This is a genomic window from Pseudoalteromonas sp., assembly GCF_041629635.1.
In the GTDB taxonomy this organism is placed as follows: Bacteria; Pseudomonadota; Gammaproteobacteria; order Enterobacterales; family Alteromonadaceae; genus Pseudoalteromonas.
In genome coordinates this window covers 1-5023 of record NZ_JBFKMX010000196.1, presented here as the reverse complement: position 1 = coordinate 5023, position 5023 = coordinate 1, and the positions used below count along the sequence as shown (strand labels likewise).

The 5023-nt window shown below is 41.6% G+C and carries 5 protein-coding genes; 4 read left to right on the top strand and 1 reads right to left on the bottom strand.

What is annotated here, in order from left to right:
• Positions 1-220 precede the first annotated feature (220 nt).
• Together ABYD77_RS17720 and ABYD77_RS17715 are read left to right on the top strand one after the other, a co-directional pair.
• Positions 221-709, top strand: a complete 489-nt coding sequence (locus tag ABYD77_RS17720) for a shikimate kinase (protein ID WP_372771427.1) — start codon at positions 221-223, stop codon at positions 707-709.
• A 114-nt stretch (positions 710-823) separates the two neighbouring features.
• Positions 824-1228 (top strand): DUF1761 domain-containing protein, encoded by a 405-nt coding sequence (locus ABYD77_RS17715; RefSeq protein ID WP_372771426.1) that lies wholly within the window; start codon positions 824-826, stop codon positions 1226-1228.
• Between the two features lie 110 nt (positions 1229-1338).
• On the opposite strand, the gene ABYD77_RS17710 is transcribed toward ABYD77_RS17715, so the two are convergent.
• A complete protein-coding gene (locus ABYD77_RS17710) occupies positions 1339-1962 on the bottom strand; it encodes a TetR/AcrR family transcriptional regulator (protein ID WP_372771425.1) in 624 nt (207 codons plus the stop codon).
• A 24-nt stretch (positions 1963-1986) separates the two neighbouring features.
• Here ABYD77_RS17710 and ABYD77_RS17705 point away from each other — a divergent pair, with 24 nt between their 5' ends.
• Both ABYD77_RS17705 and ABYD77_RS17700 read left to right on the top strand, forming a co-directional pair.
• A complete protein-coding gene (locus ABYD77_RS17705) occupies positions 1987-3186 on the top strand; it encodes an efflux RND transporter periplasmic adaptor subunit (RefSeq protein ID WP_372771423.1) in 1200 nt (399 codons plus the stop codon).
• An 11-nt stretch (positions 3187-3197) separates the two neighbouring features.
• Positions 3198-5023 (top strand): efflux RND transporter permease subunit (locus ABYD77_RS17700; RefSeq protein ID WP_372771422.1); only part of this gene is annotated, 1826 nt, incomplete at its 3' end.

Sequence of the window (5023 nt, the reverse complement as noted above, 5' to 3'; positions counted from 1 at the left end):
TTGTTTCGTTTAATAGTTTTACGCAATTTGCACTTGCCATGCTCATCAACCCCATGGATACTAAAAACATATTTGGCGCTCTTATTAAACAAGAGAAATGCCAACAACTTTAATTAAAGACATATGGACTCTCCTCGTTTTGGTTCAACTACCACTATGGCACATTGTGGCTAAGTGGTTGGGGAGTCCATATCATTCGTTATGTACTAAGGGAGTGGTTTTGACTAAAGTCGTAATTTTCGGAAATTCAGGCTCAGGTAAGTCTACACTGGCGAAAGATTTAGCTTTAAGGGGAAAGCTTGCACATTTAGATCTAGATACTATTGCATGGAAACCTGTTCACCCGCCAGAACGGATGTCAGTTTCTGAATCAAGCATATTCATAAATGACTTCTTAAACGATAATAATAACTGGGTTATTGAGGGCTGCTATTCAGATTTACTTGAAATGGTTATACCAAGAGCTGATGAAGTCATTTTCCTAAATTTACCTATTTCCTCTTGCATAGCTAACGCTAGAAGTCGCCCTTGGGAACCACATAAATATGAAAGTAAAGAGGCGCAGGATGCAAATTTAGATATGCTAATCGACTGGATTTCACACTATAATTCTCGCACTGATACATTTTCAAAGACCGCACATGAGAAGTTATTTGATAAATTCCATGGTAATAAAACAATGTATGTATCAAATGAGCATCGTACATAACACTCTGTAGAATCAGACGTATTAAAGTTGGATGGCGTATGTTTAACTCACGGTTCTAACCAACTTTACTACGCGGTTTAACAAGGCGTTATATTAAAAATAAGAGGATCGTTTATGGATATTTCCACATTAAATTTGTTAGCAATTGGTGTATCAGCCTTATCAAGCTTTGTTCTAGGAGGTTTGTGGTATTCCCCCCTACTGTTTGGGAAGGCGTGGATGAAAGAAACAGGTATCACAGAAGAAGCTGCAAAGAGCCAAAACATGGCTAAAGTATTTGGCTTTGCTTTTATCGCAAGTTTAGTCATAGCCTTTAACTTAGCGATGTTTTTAGGAAATAGTAGTACTTTAGCAACAGGAATTATCTATGGTTTCTTGGCTGGTTTTGGTTGGGTCGCTATGTCTTTTGCAATAAATGACCTATTTGAGCAAAGGTCGTTTAAGCTATTCGCAATAAATGCAGGTTATCACACCATTGGATTCACAATAATGGGAGCCATTTTAGGAGCCTGGCATTAAGTATAACAAATTGCTTAATTTCTTTCCGGCCACAAATGGCGTCGCCTACACGGGACTGCCTGCGCTGCGGCAGCCCACTAGCAAAGCGTTACGAATGACAGTCGTTGGCACTAAGCCGTTGCATACGCTTTTAAAAATCGGGTGACGGCTTTATCAACATGTTCTTGCACTTCTTGCTCGCTAATTGCCTCGTTTGGCAGCAATACTGCTTTAATGTGTAAACGCCCTTTAATCATTTCAATCAATAGTTTTGCGGCAAATTCGGCGTCGTCGACATCGAGCATGTTTTGCTGGTGCAAATGACTTAAATATTTCGCCAGCGGAATGCTGCCTCTTAACGGGCCAAAGTGATAAATAAGCTCGCCTACTTCTGGCAGTTTAGGCACAATATTGGTGACTAAGCGGAACAGTTTTATCATGGTCTCAGATAAAAAGCCTTGAGCAAAACCATAACACACACGACTTAATGCTTGTTGTGGCGGCAAGTCATAATCAATATTAAGCAAAGTGCCCACTTGAATTTCAGCCTTTTCACGAATCACCGCCAGTAGCAATTTTTCTTTATTACCAAACTCACTGTAAATATTGCGCCTCGACCCGCCCGACTCACTAATAATCATTTCAAGCGAGGTATTGTCGTAACCATGTTCTAGAAATAGCGTTTGGGCTACCGCGAGAATTTTTTTACCGCGTTCGGATAACGGCTTAGCATTTAAAATTTGTTCTAAACTCAAGACTGTACCTATTAATAGAAAAACATGGTTGACTTTGGTACTGCATGGTACCAAAATATTTGGTACTTAGTAGTACCAAATCAATGTGTGTATTTTAATTTAGCACTTATTACAGGAACCGTTATGCGTTTACTTTACGTTGTTGCGTGTATTATCACGCTTGTTGGCTGTTCAAAAGAAATCGAACACTCTGCACCCCCTATTCGCCCAATCGCATGGACAGCGGTGAAAACCTCAAATTTTGAACAAGTGCGCACCCTTTCGGGCATTGTTGCCCCTGTTGAAAATGCCAACTTAAGCTTTGAAGTAAACGGTAAAGTTGAAAAGGTATTTGTAAAACTAGGCGATACAGTGAGTAAGGGCCAACCCCTTGCTAAGCTTAATCAACTCACGTTTCAATTAAGTTTTGAATCTGCATCAGCGCAGGTGAAACAAGCCGAAGCCACACTTCAAGAAGCGCAAAATGAATATGAGCGTTACAAAACGCTGAGCGAACAAGGTTTAGTGTCAAAATCAGGTTTTGATAATTCAAAATCAGCGTTTGAATCTGCCAAAAGTGCCGTGGATGTTGCCAATGCTCAGCTTAATATTGCCCGCAAAAACGTACAAGATAGTGAGTTACTGGCACCTTACGATGGGGTTATCACCAAACGTTTAATTGAACCCTCACAGCAAGTTGCCGCTGGCCAATCGGTATTTGAAATTGAAGGCCAACACGGTTTTGAAGTACGTGTTATGGTGCCAGAGAGCATAATTCATGACTTAAACAGCGATATGACCTTAAAAGTAACTTACCCTGTTATGCCACAGCTTTCGATGAAAGGGCATATTTCAGAAAAAGGCACCCGCGCAGAATCGGCCAATGCCTTCCCTGTTACGGTAATTCTTGATGAAGAAAACTCTGTGCTGCGTGCCGGCATGACTGCCGAAGTGGAATTTGTTTATCAAGGTGTTGGCCGCACAGGTTATACCGGCCCAAGTATTCGTATTCCGGTAAGTGCCCTTGGCGCCGACATCAAACAAAAGGCATTTGTGTTTGTTTTTGACCCTAAAACGCAACTATTAGAAAAACGTTTTGTACAGACTGAAAACGTCATTAACAACCAAGTGATTATTTCTAACGGTTTAAAAGATGGTGAAATCATTGCCACAGCAGGTGTTGCATTTTTACGCGACGGGCAAAAAGTGTCGCTGCTGGATAACGCTGTTCAGCGTTTTAACTAGGGAGCTGAAATATGAATATCACCGCTTTGGCGTTTAATTATAAAAAACCCGTGTTGCTAGTGGTGGCGCTATTAATGCTAAACGGCATTTTTGCCTACTTCACGCTGCCTGCACAAGAAGATCCTACCATTACCATACGTGAAGCCATTGTTAGCACACAATTTCCGGGCATGGCACCGGATCGTGTCGAGCAGTTGATCACGCGAAAATTAGAGGAAGAAATTCGCAAAATTCCGGAAGTGAAAGAGATAAAATCGTCGTCTTCTACTGGGCTTTCGACCATTCACGTAAAAATTTACGACCGCTATTTTAATCTCGACAATATTTGGCAAGATTTACGTAACAAAGTAAACAATGCACAAGGTAAATTACCCCAAGGCACCCACCCTTCATTCGTAAATGATGAATTTGGTGATGTATCTGTGATCACCCTTGCGCTCACAGCCGACGGCTTTGAAATGGCCGAAATGTACGATATTGCCCAACATATTCGCGACACCCTCTACGGTGTTGAAGGCACGAAAAAAATTGAGATTTTAGGTGCGAAAGCCGAACGTATTTACCTTGAAGCATCAAATGCAAAGCTAGCACAACTTGGCATCTCGCCACTGGCATTGATTAACGAGTTGCAAAAACAAAACATTGTGCAATCAGGTGGCAGCGTTGATACTGGTAGCCGTCGCTTTATTATTGAGCCCACCGGAAACTTTAATAGCATTCCAGACATTGAAAATACCTATATTACCATTCCCGGCACCGAGGATTTCATTGCCCTTAAAGACATCGTCACGATTAAAAAAGGCTATATCGACCCACCGGATAAATTGGCATATTTTAATGGCAAGCCCGCAATTTTCTTTTCAAATGCGATGTTGCCAGAATATAACATCTTAGAATTTGCACCGCGCTTTAAAGCCAAAATTGCAGAAATTGAGCAAACATTACCCATTGGTTATCAATTGGATATTGCTACATATCAGGCCGACCAAGTTGCAAAAACGGTGAAAGGGGTATCAATTAATGTGCTGCAAACACTGGCAATCGTGCTTGTTGTAGTGATCCTATTTTTAGGGCTGCGCACCGGCTTAATTGTGGGTGCTATTGTGCCGCTCGTAATGCTAGTAACCCTTGCCATAATGCAATATAGCGGCATCAAGCTAGAACGCATGAGTTTAGCAACCCTGATTATTTCGCTCGGTTTATTGGTTGATAACGGCATTGTTATTGCCGAAGACTTCAAGCGCCGTTTGGAGCAAGGCATCAACCGCTACAATGCCATGGTGCAAGGGTGTAAAGAACTGGCTATTCCTTTACTTAGTTCGTCAGCAACCACCATTTTATTCTTTTTGCCGCTGATGCTGGCAGAGCATGTTGCGGGCGAATACACACGTTCAATCTCATTGGTAATTTTAATTACCTTGCTAAGCAGCTGGGTATTAGCACTCACTGTTACGCCAATTTTGAGTTACTACTTTATAAAAGTGCCAAAAACCAGCGCCAACGAGCAAGCTGAATTTGGAAAATTAACACCTTACTACAACAAATATGAGCAGTTCCTTCACTGGGTGCTTAAACACAAAGCACTGTTTTTAGCAGCGATGTTTATACTGCTGATTGGCGCAGGTGCATCAATGAAGTTTGTTGCTAAGCAATTTTTCCCAAATTCAGACCGTACGCAAGTACTCGTTAATATTGACCTGCCGCGCGGCACCTCATCGCGCGAAACCAATCGTCAGATGCAGGAAATCTTTAAGTGGCTTAATAACAAAGAGCAGTTTGATTACATTGAGAGCTTCTCTGGTTATGTTGGTTTTAGCGGCCCGCGTTTTGTGCTCTC

What these genes read in the sequence shown, in the direction of transcription:
- ABYD77_RS17715 (WP_372771426.1), top strand. Translation starts at nt 824, where the DNA reads ATGGATATTTCCACATTAAATTTGTTAGCAATTGGTGTATCAGCCTTA.
- ABYD77_RS17705 (WP_372771423.1), top strand. Translation starts at nt 1,987, where the DNA reads ATGGTTGACTTTGGTACTGCATGGTACCAAAATATTTGGTACTTAGTA.